The organism is Comamonas testosteroni TK102 (assembly GCF_000739375.1).
Taxonomy (GTDB): domain Bacteria; phylum Pseudomonadota; class Gammaproteobacteria; order Burkholderiales; family Burkholderiaceae_C; genus Comamonas; species Comamonas brasiliensis.
In genome coordinates, this window is record NZ_CP006704.1 from 2,625,039 (window position 1) to 2,644,210 (window position 19,172).

The 19,172-nt window shown below is 57.0% G+C and carries 5 protein-coding genes; all 5 read left to right on the top strand.

Translation table 11 applies throughout. The features are described 5' to 3' along the window. Positions 1-3 precede the first annotated feature (3 nt). The 5 genes from O987_RS11940 (at position 4) to O987_RS29440 (ending at position 18,967) form a co-directional block, all read left to right on the top strand. Complete coding sequence (locus O987_RS11940) at positions 4-13,734, top strand: hemagglutinin repeat-containing protein (RefSeq protein ID WP_043372406.1); 13,731 nt, start codon at positions 4-6, stop codon at positions 13,732-13,734. Beyond that, complete coding sequence (locus O987_RS28765; RefSeq protein WP_144244923.1) at positions 13,731-14,177, top strand: DUF6911 family protein; 447 nt, start codon at positions 13,731-13,733, stop codon at positions 14,175-14,177. The genes O987_RS11940 and O987_RS28765 overlap by 4 nt, the downstream gene beginning before the upstream one ends. A 43-nt stretch (positions 14,178-14,220) precedes the next feature. Continuing rightward, the gene (locus O987_RS29435) at positions 14,221-16,110 is read left to right on the top strand and encodes a hemagglutinin repeat-containing protein (RefSeq protein ID WP_235214393.1); all 1,890 of its coding nucleotides are present in this window, start codon (positions 14,221-14,223) and stop codon (positions 16,108-16,110) included. Positions 16,111-16,259: 149 nt separating this feature from the next. After that, positions 16,260-16,520 carry a hypothetical protein gene (locus O987_RS11950; RefSeq protein ID WP_003055680.1) on the top strand — a complete coding sequence of 87 codons (261 nt, stop codon included), beginning with the start codon at positions 16,260-16,262 and terminating at the stop codon, positions 16,518-16,520. A 206-nt stretch (positions 16,521-16,726) separates the two neighbouring features. Beyond that, positions 16,727-18,967, top strand: a complete 2,241-nt coding sequence (locus O987_RS29440; RefSeq protein WP_235214394.1) for a hemagglutinin repeat-containing protein — start codon at positions 16,727-16,729, stop codon at positions 18,965-18,967. Positions 18,968-19,172: the final 205 nt, after the last annotated feature.

Consider the following 19,172-nt stretch of genomic DNA (forward strand, 5'->3'; position numbering starts at 1 on the left):
GTCATGAACAAGAATCGTCACCGCGTTATCTTCAACAAAGCCCGTGGCATCCGGATGGTGGTGCAGGAAACAGCTTCCAGCGAAGGCAAGGCCGGCAATGGCAGCACACAGACAGGCGCTTCTGATGCTGGTGCCTTGTCGGCGGGCAGTTTGCGCACTGCCAAGTCCTTCCTGAGCGCTTTCCCGTTCTCTGCTGCAGCCAAGACAGCAGGCATGCTGGCCTTGGCTCTGGGGGCTCCTGCCGGTTTTGCGCAGATCATTGCCGACCCCTCGGCCCCCAATCGACAGCGCCCCACGGTTCTGGAATCAGCCAACGGCACCCCCACGGTCAATATCCAGACCCCTTCTGCAGGTGGCGTCAGCCGCAACACCTACCAGCAGTTCGACATCGGACAAAAGGGAGCCATCCTCAACAACAGCCGCACCAATGTGCAAACCCAGATTGGTGGCTGGGTGCAAGGCAATCCATGGCTGGCCAACGGCAGCGCCCGGGTTATCGTCAATGAAGTCAATTCCGCCGCTCAGTCTCGCCTGATGGGGCCGCTGGAGGTCGCAGGCCAGCGGGCCGACGTCATCATTGCCAATCCTTCGGGTCTGGTGGTCGATGGCCTGTCCTTCATCAATGCCGCTGGAGTGACGCTCACCACGGGTCGCCCTCTGTATGGAGCCAATGGCAGTCTGGACGGCTTCAATGTTCAAGGCGGCCAGATCAGCCTGCAAGGCAGCGGCATGGATGCCACCAAGGCAGATTACGCCAATATCCTGGCCCGGGCCATCTCGCTCAATGCGGGTGTGTGGGCCCAGGAGTTGAAGGTTATCACAGGCGTCAACCAGATCACCACAGACAGCAGCGTCCAGCAAAGCAACCCCAGCCCAGTTGGTGCAGAGTCTGTGAAGCCCGGGTTCGCACTGGATGTCGCCCAACTGGGCGGTATGTACGCGGGCAGGATTTTCATTGTGGGTACCGAGTCCGGCCTGGGTGTCAGAAATGCGGGCACTTTATCAGCGACAACAGGTGGTCTGACCCTGAGTGCCGATGGACAGTTGAGCAATTCTGGTGTGATCGCCAGCAACCATGTCGATGCCAATCTAAATGTATCGAGCAAAGGTATCGACAACAGCGGAACTTTGAGCAGTCAGCGTGATATCACCATCAATGACGGTGGCTCAGGGCTGAGCAACTCAGGAGCCATTCAGGCGGGCCAGCAACTGACAATCCAGGCAGGGCAGCTCACCAACCAAAGCACGGGCAACCTTACGACACAGCGGCTGGACGTCACTGCCCTGGATCTGAACAATGCAGGCTCCATAGCGCAAACCGGCTCTCAAGACTTGCGCATTCAAACTGCGTCATTGAGCAACAGTGGCTCCAAGGCTGTGCTGGGAGCGCCTTCTGCAACGACCAATGGCACAGGCGCAGGTGGCGGTACAGGCACTGATTCGGGTGGGGCGGGCTCAGATGGTGCCAGCACGACAGCTCCCCCCACCTCTGGTCAGGACGGCAGCGCTGTCCAGACATCGCCAGTGGCCCCCGTGGTGCTTGCCACTGGCAATATCAACGTGGTGCAGACCCTCACCAACACAGGCAAGATCGTTGCCAATGGTGCGACTGATGTCTCGACTTCTCAGTCCTTGACCAATAGTGGCAGCGTCAACGCTCGGCAACTTCACAGCGAGGGAAGTCTGGACAATAGCCAGGGGAGTCTGGTCGTTCAAAACTTCTCCGGTTCCCAAACTGCCTTGCAAAACCGGTCAGGCTCGTTCTATGTACAGACTGATCTGAAGCTTGATGCTCAGGGTCTGGATAACTCCAGCGGCACGATTGGTAGCGCCCAATCGCTCACCATCAATGCCAAAGATGGGGTTGTCAACACTGCGGGGACGCTGACCGCAGGCAAAGACCTGACGGTCCAGGCTCAAAGCGTAGGCAATGACAGTGGCCGCATCGTGAGCAATACGGGCAGCGTTTCTCTGGATACATCTGGGGCGCTGAGCAATCTCAAAGGCCAGATCGGCACGGTATCCACAGCAGCTGACGCCCAGGTGTGCATACAGGCGCAATCACTGGAAAACAGCCGAGGTGAGATCTCTCAAAACGGCTCAGGCCAGCTGAGCATTCAGGTTGCTGATGCAGTGCAAAGCAATCAGGGCCTGATCGCCAGCAACGGCAGCACGCAAATCAAGGCCGCTAGCTTCAGCAACGACGCCGGTAACGTCTCCGCCCTCAAAAAACTGGACATCGCCAGCAGCCAGAGCATCAGCAACGTGGCTGGCAGTATGCAAGCAGGCGACGGCTCCACCACGAATGTGTCTGATGGCTCCCTGAAACTCCGAGCAGGTGGGAACATCGACAATCGCAGCGGAACGCTGTTCGCCAACGCGGCCTTGAATGCACAAGCGACCAGCATCGACAACAGCAAAGGATCGCTGGCCACCATGGGTGATATGCAAGTGCATACGTCCGGTGACTCGATCAATAACGCGGGCAAGATTCAGGCCAATGGCAACGTAGACATCCAATCCACGCAAAAGATTGAAAACCAATCTGGCGTGATCGCCAGCGGTGGAAAATTAAACCTCCAGACCCAGAATCTGCAAACCCAGAGAGGTCAAGTCAGCGCAGGCAAAGATGCGACCCTGGTCACTCAAACCCTGGACAACACCGAAGGGTCCATCACTCAGTCATCTCAAGGGCAGTTGTCCATTACCGCCAGCGCCGCTCTGACCAATGGGGCTGGCAAGATCATCAGCAACGGCGACCTCGGTATCTCCGCAGGCCAGACGAACAACCAAAGTGGTGAAATCACCAGCCTGCAAAACGCCCAGATTCAAGTGGTGGACCTGCAAAGTGAGCAAGGTGTGATCCAGTCTGGCGCTGCTTTGGACCTGCAAAGCGCCTCGGACATCAACGCCAGAAAAGGCACGATCCAGTCGCAAGGGCCTTTAAACATTGACGCCAAAGGTCAGCTCATCAGCGCCGAAGGCATGATCCTCAGCAGCGACTCAGCCTCCATTCAAAGCGCAGGTCTGGATAACGCATCGGGCACCATCAGCAGCACGGCATCCATCAAGATTCAAACCGGCGCTCTGCAAAATGATCAAGGCACGCTTGCCGCCAACAATGACCTCAAGCTGATCAGCACAGCCCTGAGCAACCAGTCCGGCCAGATCGGGGCGCAGAGCATTGCCATCGACACCCGGCAAGGAGCGCTGAACAACGACGACGGCAAGATCATTGCCTCTGCGGGCAATCTTGACGTGCAAAGCGGGGCGCTGCACAGCGACAAGGGCTGGATGCAGGCGGCGCAGGACCTGCAGATCCACACCCATGGTCAGGCACTGACCAATACCGGCACCTTGCTGGCCTTGGGCAATGCCACGGTGAACAGTGGCGATCTGCACAACACCGGTGGCACCATTCAGGCGGGGACCAGCCAGAGTGCTGCCACGGGTACTTCCAATCTGACGCTGAACGCAGCAGGTGCACTGACCAATGATCAAGGCACGATTGCCGCCAACAATGACCTCAAGCTGACCAGCTCGGCCTTGAGCAACCAGTCCGGCCAGATCGGTGCGCAGAGCATTGCCATCGACACCCGGCAAGGAGCGCTGAACAACGACAGCGGCAAGATCATTGCCTCTGCGGGCAATCTGGACGTGCAAAGCGGGGCGCTGCACAGCGACAAGGGCTGGATGCAGGCGGCGCAGGACCTGCAGATCCACACCCATGGTCAGGCACTGACCAATACCGGCACCTTGCTGGCCTTGGGCAATGCCACGGTGAACAGTGGCGATCTGCACAACACCGGTGGCACCATTCAGGCGGGGACCAGCCAGAGTGCTGCCACGGGTGCTTCCAATCTGACGCTGAACGCAGCAGGTGCACTGACCAATGATCAAGGCACGATTGCTGCCAACAATGACCTCCAACTCAACAGCACAGCCCTGAGCAACCAGTCCGGCCAGATCGGTGCGCAAAGCATTACCATCGACACCCGGCAAGGAGCGCTGAACAACGACAGCGGCAAGATCATTGCCTCTGCGGGCAATCTGGACGTTCAAAGCGGAGCGCTGCACAGCGACAAGGGCTGGATGCAGGCGGCGCAGGACCTGCAGATCCACACCCATGGTCAGGCACTGACCAATACCGGCACCATGCTGGCCTTGGGCAATGCCCGCATCGACAGCGGTGATCTGGACAATACGGGCGGCACCATTCAGGCCGGCACCAGCCAGTCCTCAGGCAGCTCAAGCCTGAACGTGACGTCGGCGGGAGTGCTCACCAATGATCAGGGCACGATTGCGGCCAACAACGACCTCCAACTCAACAGCACAGCCCTGAGCAACCAGTCCGGCCAGATCGGTGCGCAAAGCATTGCCATTGACACCCGGCAAGGAGCGCTGAACAACGACGACGGCAAGATCATTGCCTCTGCGGGCAATCTGGACGTTCAAAGCGGAGCGCTGCACAGCGACAAAGGCTGGCTGCAGGCTGCGAAGGATCTGCAGATCAACACCCATGGCCAGAGCCTGACCAATACCGGCACCATGCTGGCCTTGGGCAACGCAAGCATCGACAGCGGTGATCTGGACAATACGGGCGGCGCCATTCAGGCGGGGACCAGCCAGAGTGCTGCCACGGGTACTTCCAATCTGACGCTGAATGCAGCAGGTGCAATGACCAATGGTCAAGGCACGATTGCCGCCAACAATGACCTCAAGCTGACCAGCTCGGCCCTGAGCAACCAGTCCGGCCAGATCGGTGCGCAGAGCATTGCCATCGACACCCGGCAAGGAGCGCTGAACAACGACGACGGCAAGATCATTGCCTCTGCGGGCAATCTGGACGTGCAAAGCGGGGCGCTGCACAGCGACAAGGGCTGGATGCAGGCGGCGCAGGACCTGCAGATCCACACCCATGGTCAGGCACTGACCAATACCGGCACCTTGCTGGCCTTGGGCAATGCCACGGTGAACAGTGGCGATCTGCACAACACCGGTGGCACCATTCAGGCGGGGACCAGCCAGAGTGCTGCCACGGGTACTTCCAATCTGACGCTGAACGCAGCAGGTGCACTGACCAATGATCAAGGCACGATTGCCGCCAACAATGACCTCAAGCTGACCAGCTCGGCCTTGAGCAACCAGTCCGGCCAGATCGGTGCGCAGAGCATTGCCATTGACACCCAGCAAGGAGCGCTGAACAACGACAGCGGCAAGATCATTGCCTCTGCGGGCAATCTGGACGTGCAAAGCGGAGCGCTGCACAGCGACAAGGGCTGGATGCAGGCGGCGCAGGACCTGCAGATCCACACCCATGGTCAGGCACTGACCAATACCGGCACCTTGCTGGCCTTGGGCAATGCCACGGTGAACAGTGGCGATCTGCACAACACCGGTGGCACCATTCAGGCGGGGACCAGCCAGAGTGCTGCCACGGGTACTTCCAATCTGACGCTGAACGCAGCAGGTGCACTGACCAATGATCAAGGCACGCTTGCCGCCAACAATGACCTCAAGCTGATCAGCACAGCCCTGAGCAACCAGTCCGGCCAGATCGGTGCGCAAAGCATTACCATCGACACTCGGCAAGGAGCGCTGAACAACGACGACGGCAAGATCATTGCCTCTGCGGGCAATCTGGACGTTCAAAGCGGAGCGCTGCACAGCGACAAGGGCTGGCTGCAGGCGGCGCAGGACCTGCAGATCCACACCCATGGTCAGGCACTGACCAATACCGGCACCATGCTGGCCTTGGGCAACGCAAGCATCGACAGCGGCAATCTGGACAACACGGGCGGCACCATTCAGGCCGGCACCAGCCAGTCCTCAGGCAGCTCAAGCCTGAACGTGACGTCGGCGGGAGTGCTCACCAATGATCAGGGCACGATTGCGGCCAACAACGACCTCCAACTCAACAGCACAGCCCTGAGCAACCAGTCCGGCCAGATCGGGGCGCAGAGCATTGCCATCGACACCCGGCAAGGAGCGCTGAACAACGACGACGGCAAGATCATTGCCTCTGCGGGCAATCTGGACGTTCAAAGCGGAGCGCTGCACAGCGACAAAGGCTGGCTGCAGGCTGCGAAGGATCTGCAGATCAACACCCATGGCCAGAGCCTGACCAATACCGGCACCATGCTGGCTTTGGGCAACGCAAGCATCGACAGCGGTGATCTGGACAACACGGGCGGCACCATTCAGGCCGGAGGCGAGGCATCCGCTGCCGCAGCACTGAGCGTGCAATCCACGGGCACTATCACCAACGCAGGCGGCCATCTTCTGGCAAGCACCGACGTGGGGCTCATCGCCAATGCGCTGGATAACAGCAATGGAGAAGTAGGAGCGGGGCGACATCTGACCGTTCAGACTCAGGCTGCGGTCTCCAACTCTGCTGGCAAGCTGGTGGGTAATGCCGGTGTGGATTTGAAGAGTGCAAGCCTGCTCAACGACCGGCAAGCAGTGATCGGCTCCAGCATGGGCGATGTCAACATCGCTACGGGTGTCCTCGACAACCGCTCTGGGGTCATCACGGCGCAGGGCTCTGCATCCGTCACCAGCCAAAGCCTGGACAATACTCAAGGGCAAATTGGCGCTGGTCGTTTAAGCCTCAATACGCAGGGTCAGCAACTGATCAACACCGATGGCCAGATTTTGGCGAGCAGTGGTGACCTGAGCCTTCAAAGTGGTTGGCTGGACAATCAGCGTGGTCGCATTGCTGCCTTGCAAAATGCCACGCTTACCTCCAACGGTATTCGCAATGATGAGGGACGCATTACAGCAGACTCCCTGCAAATCCAGAGCCGGGATGGGGCCGGTACCTGGAGCGCTGTCTCCAACCAGGGGGGCGCCATCTTGGCCGATCAGCGCCTGCAACTCGATAGTGCTGCGCTGAACAATACGGCAGGTGCCATACAAACCACGGCCTCAATCAGCACGCTTGCGATCGACAGTCATGGCGGCGATATCACCAACCAGCAGTCTGGCAATGCTGGCGGCATCGTGTCTTCGGGCACATTGAATATCGATGCCCAAGAAGGACGCATCAACAACAGCCAGGGTGGCTATATCGGTGCCTCTGGCGATACGCACATCTCAGGCAGTCGCGTCAGCAACCAAGGCGGTGCCATCGCCTCCAACAGCAGCTTGCAAGTGAGCAGCACGGCAGCCGACGGCATTGCCATCGACAACACCAGCGGAGGGTCCATCCAGTCCACGGCAGACATCAAGCTGTATGCCTCCACTGCAGAAATTGCCAACACAGGCGGCTCCATCATCGCCAACAACGACTTGCTGATCCAAAGCAGCGGCAAGGTCAACAACGACCAGGGCGTTATCAAGGCAGGGCATGATCTGTCCGTGGTCGATGCAGGCGTTGCGGGCGGCTCTGCATTGAACAGTGCTACCCAGACCTTGAGCAATCAAGGCGGAACCCTGTTTGCTGGCAATAACTTCGGCATCAAGAACCAGGGACTCTCCGGGGCCGGAAGCTTGCAGGCGCAAGGCGGCATGCAATTGGCGTTCGCTGGTAACTACATCCACCAAGGCGAGTTAAGCGTCAACGGCGACCTGAGTGTCGAAAGCGGTGGCGACTTCACCAATCAGGGCAGCATCAAGGGCGGTAGCAGCGTTACGGTTTCCGGCAATAACGTCGATAACCAAGGTGGTGCAGAAATCAGCTCGGCTGGCGTTACAACCGTCAACGCCAGCCAAACCTTGACCAACCGGGGGCTGATCGACGGCAGCGACACCCGAGTCAACGCCGGTGCCATGGACAATGTGGGCACAGGCCGGATCTATGGGGACCACGTCTCCATCAGCGCTGGCACGCTCAGCAACCGATCCGAGAACGGCACCAGTGCCACTATCGCCTCGCGCGAAGACCTGGATATCGGTGCTGTGGCGGTCAACAACCAGGGCGGTGCTACCTTGCTGAGCCTGGGAAACATGCGTTTCGGAGGTGCGCTGGACGCCAATCGTTTTGCCACGGGTCAGGCACAAGTCATCAACAACACCGGCTCCAGGATCGATGCGACAGGCAGTCTCAGCATGGTTGCAGCAGTGGTGAACAACACCAATGCAGGCATAGAGATTGCGAGGCAGGAGTTTGTGGGCACTCACGCTGGCGAGAGTCTGGTGCAACTGCCTGGGCAGCAGCCGGAAAGCGCCAGCCTGTATCGAGAAGTCTGGAGTGGCACCTTCATTCCCTTCTACGACTACAGTCCTTTCTCACCAACGGTCAATGGCATTCCTGGAAACCGCTCCGATGGGCGGATTTTCAAGCCTGTGCATCCGGATAAATTCCTGACGACCATTCCGGTGGCCTACAAGGAAACGGTGTCCTGCGGCAGCGGCGATGACACAAGCCCTTGCACTTACACGTATACCTACGAACCGGCGGGGTCCACGCGGTTTGCAGAGTACGGTATTGCCGTGCCGGTGGGCTACTCCACGATACCCCCGCAACCCTTGACATATGGAGCTTATGTCGGTGAGTCTGGGACCGTCTATTGGCCTCCCGGCTCAAACCAGGGCGGTTATGAAGCAGCTCAAGCCGTGTATGTGGACTCCATCGCTGCGGCCAAGAATCTGAACGACGCCATATTGGCCCAGATGCAGGAATACAACCGCATCGAGACCAGCTCGCGGGACTACACCATCATTGACGGCGTTACCGAATCGGTTTACAGGGACAGAGTCCTTTCCTCCAAGCCTGGCCAGATCACGGCTGGCGGAAATATCGATATCTCGGGTGCACTGAATAATTCCGACTCCACCGTGATCGCCGGGGGAAGTATCAACGTTGGTCAGTTGAACAACCAATCCACGGTGGAGGGCGTCGAGACCAAGGCGTTGAACGGCACCGCGGTCTTCTACTCTTGGAAATACCACGGTGGATTCAGTAGCTCCCAGGAGCGACGTGCGTCGGCTCCTCAGGCATTTGCCAGCTCCCAGAGCACCACGTTTGAACTGCCCACCGTCGTTTTCCTGCAAAATCAGGCAGGCACAGGCCCTGTTGACAGCGTGGGCGCCAACCACAACACGGGTAGCAATGCCTCGGGTAATAGTGCAACGGCCACCGGAGCGGGTTCCGCTAACGGTAGTGCTGGCTCCATAGCCCAGCAAGGAGGCCCTGGTGCACAAGGGCCCAGTGCATCGGGTCAGCAGGCGGTTGGTCTGCAAAGTGCAGCTGCCGCTTCCGGCGGCGCGGCCAATGAAAGCGAAGCGATTGCTGCCACGCAGGCAAGCCAGCAGGTGGCCCTGGGCACCAACACGGGCAGTATTGGCAGCCTGGCTGGAGCCAACGCTGCGGGCGCCGATGGTGCCGTGCAGTCTGGCGCAGTGAATGCTTCGGCCCTAGCAGGAGCGAGCATCAATGCTGCAGGTTCGTCTGGCGCTGGAGCGGGCGCCACGGGCAACGTGCCAACGCTATCACAGCAACCGATTACCAGCGCCAATGGTGAGCCGGTTGTGGTGCGCACCGTGTCTTCCGGGCCCACGCTGCCCAGCAGCAGCTTGTATGTGGTCAATGCACAAAACGGCAACCATCCCCTGGTGGAAACCGACCCTGCGTTCACCAATCGCCAGAACTGGCTGTCCTCGGACTACATGCTGCAAGCCTTGAGCCTGGACCCCGCCCTGCAGCAAAAGCGTTTGGGCGACGGCTTCTATGAGCAGCAGCTGGTTCAACAGCAGATTGCACAGTTGACCGGGCGCCGCTTCCTTGGGGACTACACCAGCAATGATGCTCAGTATCAGGCACTGCTGCAAAACGGCACCACCTTCGCCAAGGCGCATGGCCTGCGCCCGGGGGTGGAACTTAGCGCAGAGCAGGTGGCGCAGCTGACCAGCGATCTGGTCTGGCTGGTTTCCCAGAACGTCGCCATGGCGGATGGCTCCGTGCAAAGCGTGCTGGTTCCCAAGGTCTATGTAGTGGCCCGACCCGGCGATCTCAGCGCCACAGGCACGCTGATCAGCGGCGACACGATATCCGTGAAAACCGATGGAGATGTCAATAACAGCGGCACAATCGCCGGCCGTCGTGCTGTGCTGATCGCCGCCAACGATATCAACAATATCGGTGGACACATCGTCAGCGACTCTGTCTCTCTGAGTGCTGGGCGTGACATCAATGTGGTGGGGGGAACCGTCTCTGCGGCGCTGCAATTGCTGGCCCAGGCCGGCAACGACATCAACGTCGTCACGACCACGCGCACCACCAGCGGAGGAACAGCGCAGAACGGGTATTCCAATACGGTCATTGATCGGGTCGCAGGCCTCGCTGTCACCAGCCCATTGGATGCAGACCTCGGCCAAGGTGGGGTGATGTCACTGAATGCCGGCAATGACATCAATCTGCAAGCTGCTCAGATTACGAATGCTGTTGAAAATGGAGTGACGCGCATCAATGCTGGCAACGATGTCAATCTTTCGACACTCAACATCTCGACAGACAACCGCATTACCTGGGACCCCAAAAACCATCTGTTCTTTGGCGGTAGCCAGGAGGCAGGCACCCAGATCAATACCCAAGGCACTACGGTCATCCGCGCCGGCAACGATATCAACGCCCGAGCAGCCCAGGTACAGACCACCCAGGACCTTCGCCTGAGCGCAGGCAATGACGTCAACATCACGGCAGGTCAGGCCACGCAATCGCTGGACAACGCCTACTTCACCAAATCGTCGGGCCTGCTCGGCTCCAGCACCAAAACCTTGGTGGACAAGGTCCACCAAACCCAGGCGCAGGGCAGCGGCCTGGGCGGCGACACCATCGCCATCAGCGCAGGGCGGGACATCACCGTGGCTGGCAGCAATGTTGTCTCGGACAACGGCACAGCCCTGCAAGCCGGGCGCCATGTCAACATCGTCGCGGTCGAAGAAACATCCAGCGAACAGCACCTTCGCAAGAGCACCAGCAGCGGACTCCTCGGAGGTGGGGCCGGAATAGGCGTGACCATCGGCAGCCGCATGCAAAGCACTGACCAGGCCATCACCGGCACCAGCGCAGCAGGCTCCACTGTCGGCAGCATCAATGGCAATGTGAACATCGTGGCCGGCGAATCCTACCGCCAGGTCGGCAGTGACGTCATGGCTCCGAAGGCAGACATCAACATCGTCGCCAAAGATATTGCCATCACCGAAGCAGAGCAACGGCAAACGAGCGAAACGCACACCCGCTTCAAGCAAAGCGGCCTGAGCGTCAGCATTGGAAGTGCCGTCATCAGTGCCGGTCAGACGGCACAAAGCATGGCCGAGGCTGCAGGCAAGACCAGCGATGCGCGCATGCAGGCTCTGGCCGCTGGTGCGGCGGCGCTCAATGCCTACAACCAAGGCAAGGAAATCGGTGACGCCGCCGGTGCCCTGGCCTCGAGCAACCCCGCAGCAGCAGGCTCCATCTCCGTCTCGGTCGGCTCCAGCAAGAGCCAGAGCGACAGCTATCAGAGCGGCACAAGCAGCCATGGCAGTAGCGTACAGGCTGGCGGCAACGTCAACCTCATCGCCACCGGTGCAGGCAAAGACAGCAATATCCTTATCCAGGGCAGCGACATCACGGCAGGCAAGGATGCCACCCTGATGGCCGACAACCAGATCAATTTGCTGGCCTCGCAAGACAGCCACAGCGACCGCAGCATCAACAGCAGCTCCAGCGGCAGCATTGGCGTATCCGTTGGCGCGAACACCGGCATCACCGCCAGCGTCAGCCAAGGAAAAGGCCATGCCAACAGCGATGACGTCAGCTACAACAACACCCATATAGCCGCAGGCAATACTGTCACCCTCCAGTCGGGCGGTGACACCCACCTAAAGGGAGCCGTGGTCAGCGGCAAGCAAGTCATCGCCGATGTGGGCGGCGATCTGAAGATCGAAAGCCTGCAAGACAGCAGCCGCTTTGAAGGCAAGCAGCAAAGCAGTGGTGGTTCCATCACGCTCAGCCCGGCAGGCGTGCCCATCGGAGGCAGCATCAACGCGGGACAGAGCAAGGTCAACAGCCACTACCAAAGCGTCACCGAGCAAAGCGGCATACAGGCCGGCGACGGCGGCTTCCAGGTCAGCGTCAAGGGCGATACCGATCTCAAGGGCGGTGTCATCGCCAGCACCCAAGCTGCCGTAGACCAGGACAAGAACCGCTTCAGCACCGAAGGCACGCTCACCACCAACGACCTGAACAACAGCGCTCATTACGAAGGCCAGGCGATTGGCGTCAACGTCAACACCGGCCAGCAAGGCGGCAAGCATGTTGTCAACGGCGTAGGGGCTGGCGTGGGCCAGGACAGCGGCAGCGCCCAAAGCACCACCACGGCAGGCATCTCCGGCATCGCCGGCGACCAGAGCGTGCGCACGGGCGATGCCACGGGCATCGAGCGGATATTTGATCAGAACAAGGTGCAGCGCGAGATCGATGCACAGGTGGCGATCACGGCGGAGTTTGGGAAGCAGGCGAGCAAGGCGGTGGGGGACTATGCCGAGGCACAGATGAAGACTGCGGAGCAGCTGCGAAGCCAGGGCAAAGACGCTGAAGCCGATGCCATCAAGGCGCTATGGGGTGACAACGGTAGCCTGCGTCTGGCCGCGCACACCGTGATTGGTGGATTGACTGGTGGGGTCGGAGGAGCCGCCGGTGCGGCAACCGGTACGCTGACGGCACCGGCAGTGGCGCAAGCACTCAGTGACGCCGGCATTACTGGGCCCTTGGCGGATGTTCTGACAGCAGCGGCCAGCACGGCCGTGGGCGCCGCAACGGGAGGTGTCAGTGGTGGGGCGGCTGCGGGTAATGAGGTGGCGAATAACTATCTTAAGCATGATGAAAGGATGCTGTTGAATCGAGCCCAACAAGCCTGCTATGTTGGCGGGAATTCATCTGCTTGCGATACTGTCACTGCCTTGCAAGAAAAAGACCGAATTAGCGATAAATTGCTAGCCAATGCTGCGGCAACCTGCAGTGGCGCACAGTGCAATGATGTTAGTAACTTCATTCAAGACCAGATGTCGGACCTTGGCTGTGCAATACCTAGTGCATGTCGAGATCAAGGCACGCTTCGTGAATATTGGCGTGTTGCTCAAAGTAAGGCGCAAGGGGTGAATGCTATTTATCCAGAATCATGGATTTTGGATGCTAAAGCATTATGGGATTTGGGAAAATATGGATTAGGGTTGTTATCTCTGGCGACTGGGGCAGAAATTGGATCTAAAGCGAGTTTAGAAGCGCTTGGAAAACTCGGTAGGACGGAGGTTAAGCCAATTACATCTGAGGGTACTGCAAATTCCGCTAAAGGTGCATATCTAAGTAGTGAGCTGCAAAGAGTCCAAGCTTTTGAGCCTAGAATAGGGAGTGTTTTACCGGGAGCAAAATCGCCTATAACTGTAACGGCAGAGGGGAGTATAGATGGAAAATTGGTATTTGATACTAACCAATCAGCCAGACCTGTAAATTTGGCAGATAAAGATAAGCCAACATTGATTTCGGATTTAATTCCGCCAGGGAAACCAAATTCTAATATGGGCAATGCGCATGCGGAAATTGGTGCTATTCAACAAGCATATGATGCAGGTCTTACTCAAGGGAAAAATATGACAATTGTTGTTCGCGGCGAAGCGGTTTGCTCATATTGCCAACAATCATCTAATCTGATTGCTGCTGCAGATCGTTCTGGTTTAAATAAATTACAAGTTGTGGATACAGTGTCTGGTAGAGTTTATATTTGGATTCGTGGATCAAGTGAGTGGAAATGATGTCAGAGAAAATATTTAAATTATGCTTTTTAAGCAGGAAAAATGAACCTCCTGCAAAAAATATAGATGAAGTTGAATGGGAATTTATTAGTGAATCTATGGAGGAAGTTTATGGGTATGGTGGATTTTTATATTTAAAAATAGAGAGCAATGAAAATTCCTATATTAAGGAGTTGCATTTTATTGCTAGAGAAATGGAATTTAGAATTATTGCTATGACACGAGATAAAGATAAGAAGCGCGAGTTATTGGAATGGTGGAATCCATCATTAAGAGAGTATATTGGTGAGTCATTATTTTTAGATGATGCATACGACTCTCGTATGACTTCTAATGACTTAGAGGTCGGAAAAGAAATATTTAGAGATTTTTATGAAAATAGTGATTTGATGCCATGTAATTTGGAGAATTTTCGTTCTCAATGGGATCCATTACCTCATTAGCTCAAGCGGTAGCGACATCACGGCAGGCAAGGATGCCACCCTGATAGCCGACAACCAGATCAATTTGCTGGCTTCGCGAGACACCCACAGCGACCACAGTACGAACAGCAGCTCCAGCGGCAGCATTGGTGTGTCCGTTGGCGCGAACACCAGCATCACCGCCAGCGTCAGCCAAGGAAAAGGCCATGCCAACAGCGATGACGTCAGCTACAACAACACTCATATAGCCGCAGGCAATACTGTCACCCTCCAGTCGGGCGGTGACTCCAATCTCAAGGGAGCCGTGGTCAGCGGCAAGCAAGTCATCGCCGATGTAGGCGGCGATCTGAAGATCGAAAGCCTGCAAGACAGCAGCCGCTTTGAAGGTAAGCAGCAAAGCAGTGGTGGCTCCATCACGCTCAGCCCAGCAGGTGTGCCCATCGGAGGCAGCATCAGCGCGGGACAGAGCAAGGTCAGCAGCCACTACCAAAGCGTCACCGAGCAAAGCGGCATACAGGCCGGCGACGGCGGCTTCCAGGTCAGCGTCAAGGGCGACACCGATCTCAAGGGCGGTGTTATCGCCAGCACCCAGGTTGCCGTAGACCAGGACAAGAACCGTTTCAGCACCGTAGGCACGCTCACCACCAGCGACTTGCACAACAGCGCCCATTACGAAGGCCAGGCGATTGGCGTCAACGTCAACACCGGCCAGCAAGGCGGCAAGCATGTCGTCAACGGGGTGGGGGCTGGCGTGGGCCAGGACAGCGGCAGCGCCCAAGGCACCACCACGGCAGGCATCTCCGGCATCGCCGGCGACCAGAGCCTGCGCACAGGCTATGCCACGGGCATTGAGCGGATCTTTGGTCAGAACAAGGTGCAGCGCGACATCGATGCGCAGGTGGCAATCACGGCGGAGTTTGGCAAGCAGGCCAGCAAGGCCGCAGGAACCTACGCGGATCAGCAGGCCATCGCAGCTCGCAGAGCAGGCAACGAAGCCGAAGCCAAAAAGTGGGATGAAGGCGGCGAGTACCGCAATGCATTGCACACTGGAATTGGCGCGTTGACCGGAGGATTGGGGGGCGCAGTGGGCACAGCCCTCAGTGCATCGGCGCTGCCCAGTATCGGAGAAAGCATTGCGGCACTGAATTTGCCCGATGGGGTGCGAGACGCGCTGAATGCCGCGATAGGCACGGCGTTGGGGGCGGTAGGCGGTGCATCGGGTGCCACAGCGGGCCTGAATCAGGCCGGCAACAACTACATCAGTCACAGCCCGTTCCGACAGGTTCGTCAAACCGTCAGTCAGGAAAATGCCCGGTTGCTGAATGCATGTGGCGCTAACTGCACCCAGGCGGACTTTCTGAACATCGACCAGCAAGTTGCTCAGGTGGAGCGAGCTGCTAATCTGGCAGCCATTGCGCAAGTCAGCTCCATGACCCAGCATCAGGCCCAGGAGCTGGCACAACTGATGTTGGAGTTGGCTCCGGTCTATGGAACGGGAGAGTCGGCACTGCAACTGATCACGGGCCAGAGCAGCCTGACAGGGGAGGAGGCTAGTCGGTTCTGGGCCGCTATTGGTGTAGTGCCGGTGGCGGGAGGCGTGTTGAAGAAAGTGGGAGAACCCGCCTCTGAGGCAATCTCTAAGATATTCAAAGAAATTGGCAATCCTGCTGAAAACTTGCTTGGTGTAGCTAAAGAAGGTGGGGCGGTAGGAAAGGTAGAAGACGTTGCCAACGGTAAGGTCAAGTGGGTCGATGAAAATGCGGGAATGAGTCAGCGAGCTCGTGATTACAATGACACAGCAACTGGAACACGGTCGAACCCTGCTACTCAGTCTGGTCAAGCGCCTGCCCTAGAAAGGACTATGCCTGATGGATCAACGAGAACCGTTAAGTTTGACGGTGTTGATGGTGATGTTTTGGTGGATCGAAAAAATTTCAGTCGTTACTACAAGTAAGGCGAAAGAGCAAGCGCTTCGGCAGTCAGATGCATTGAGTCAGAATGGTTTGACAGGACGCTGGGAGGTTCCTAATCAAAGCCAGGCATCAAGAGCGCAAAAAATGTTTGATGAGCTTGGTATAAAAAATATTTCTGTGAAGGTGGTTCATGAGCCAGGAAATCAATAAATTCGTCGCACAAGCAATCATTGAAAATGCTTTATTTTTTGAATTTTCGGGAGAAAAAATAATTGATCCCGATGCCGCGATTCAGGCGCTTGAACAAATGGCTGCAACATTGCAAATGGCGGACACAGAAACTAAAGCATCGTTGTGTTTGCATTTTAAAAATATTGCAATGCAGTATTCTGGCGAGAAAGCAGATTTTGTCGCGAGCTTAGATGATGCGTTAGGCTTGTTTGACGCATAAGGTGAATGATGCGTTAGAGCAGTCTAGCCAAGGCATTTCTCTGTTTATCTCTAGGACAAGGGTCGCAAAGGATGTACTGCTGTGGCCCTAACACCAGTTGAAGGCCCTGCCTGAGGTAGCGACGGCGCTGAACGATGAAACTCTACGGGCGAACTGCAGGATGCAGCCAAAGGGCTGGCTGACGGTGCCCCTCCAAGGCCGCCTCTATCTCCGTCTCGGTCGGCTCCAGCAAAAGCCAGAGCGACAGCTATCAGAGCGGCACAAGCAGCCATGGCAGTAGCGTACAGGCTGGCGGCAATGTCAACCTCATCGCCACCGGTGCAGGCAAAGACAGCAATATCCTTATCCAGGGCAGCGACATCACGGCAGGCAAGGATGCCACCCTGATGGCCGACAACCAGATCACCTTGCTGGCTTCGCAAGACAGCCACAGCGATCGCAGCACCAACAGCAACTCCAGCGGCAGCATTGGCGTATCCGTTGGCGCGAACACCGGCATCACCGCCAGCGTCAGCCAAGGAAAAGGCCATTCCAACAGCGACGACGTCAGCTACAACAACACCCATATAGCCGCAGGCAACACCGTCACCCTCCAGTCGGGCGGCGACACCCACCTAAAGGGAGCCGTGGTCAGCGGCAAGCAAGTCATCGCCGACGTGGGCGGCGATCTGAAGATCGAAAGCCTGCAGGACAGCAGCCGCTTTGAAGGCAAGCAGCAAAGCAGTGGTGGCTCCATCACGCTCAGCCCGGCAGGCGTGCCCATCGGAGGCAGCATCAACGCGGGACAGAGCAAGGTCAACAGCCACTACCAAAGCGTCACCGAGCAAAGCGGCATACAGGCAGGGGAAGGGGGCTTCCAGGTCAACGTCAAGGGCGACACCGATCTCAAGGGCGGTGTCATCGCCAGCACCCAAGCCGCTGTAGACCAGGACAAGAACCGCTTCAGCACCGGAGGCACGCTCACCACCAGCGACCTGCACAACAGCGCCCATTACGAAGGCCAGGCGATTGGCGTCAACGTCAACACCGGCCAGCAAGGCGGCAAGCATGTCGTCAACGGGGTGGGGGCCGGCGTAGGCCAGGACAGCGGCAGTGCCCAAGGCACCACCACGGCAGGAATCTCCGGCATCGCCGGCGACCAGAGCGTGCGCACGGGCGATGCCACGGGCATCGAGCGGATATTTGATCAGAACAAGGTGCAGCGCGAGATCGATGCGCAGGTGGCGATCACGGCGGAGTTTGGCAAGCAGGCCAGCAAGGCGGTGGGGGACTATGCAAGCCGGAAGTACAACGAACTCAAGGACTCGGACCCCGTAGAAGCGGCGAAGTGGAGCGAGGGCGGAGCCTACCGTGTTGCCATGCATGCTTTGGTAGGAGGGCTGTCAGGAGGAGTACAGGGCTTAATGGGCGCCACTGCCGCCAGTACAGCGGCTCCTTATATTGACCAATTGCAGGAGGGATTCCAGAGCGCACTTCAAAATGCAGGATTGGGAGAGGGAGCCGCTAAAGTGCTTGCTAGCTTGGCGGGCGGCGCAACAGCCACGACGATTGGTGCTGTAGCCAGCGGTGGGTCTGCGGCAGGTGCGGCCACGGCCTTTAATTCGGACATGAATAATCGGCAGTTGCATCCAAGTAAACGCCTGTTGGCTCGTACTCTCGCAGCAAGAAGCAATGGGAAATACACAGTGACACAAATAGAAGATGCCTTGCGAGTCGCGGGAAATACTGAAATTGGGGAAAGTATCGTGGCGGGTATGGTTGTTGATCCCAGTGAGCGCGATGCGATTTATGACAGTGGAGCTGTATGGACCATTGGTAGCACAGGCCAAATGGTTCAAGTCGTACCGAAGCAACCTGCAGCTGATTTATTGCAATTTATCCAAAGCAGTACTGCAGGTCAATATGACTGGTATATGCCATCGTCAAATGGTAATGAACTTGCCTCGACGCCAAGAGATCGGCTGACCGGAGCTCCATTGGATGAGCAGGGGCGCTATAGTCAAATCTTCATTTTAGATGGAAAAAAATACCAACCAAAATATTTTCCATGTGCGAAACCAGAGTGCTTGGGGTCTAATTTGGATAGTTCCGACCCTGGAACTAAAGCGTATATCAAGGCTATGGATGCACAGATATTTAAAGACATTAGTACAGGCGCTAACTATGCAACTCTGATGACTCCCGCTGGGGCTTCAGGTCAAACACTTGCGGCTGTTGGACTAGTTGCATTGGCGGGGAGCGCGTTTACTGATAGCAATGCTCTTGATGAGTTGCTGAAATATGGATCGCAGAAAGGAGGAGAAAAATTATTTGTGGATATTCTTGGGCATACTCCTGCAAATGCAGCAAGAGCAATTGCCATTATTGATCTATCTGGAGGATGGAGTGCATTCGTCGAAAGATTTAAAGTTGATATTTTAGGAATGAGAAAGAAAAGTGAAAATTAAAAAAAATATTCATATAATTGTTATATTTTCTGGTTTATTTATTTCTGTATATTTCTTTAAAGGGTGGGAGAATTTTATTGGATATTTGGGTTTTTTATTTCTGTTTTCATGGAATATATATGCATTTCTAAATGGGAGAAGTATGATTTCCATTCCGAAGATGATAGAGAATGTGAGAATTAATGGGAGTCACGAGGCTAGATAT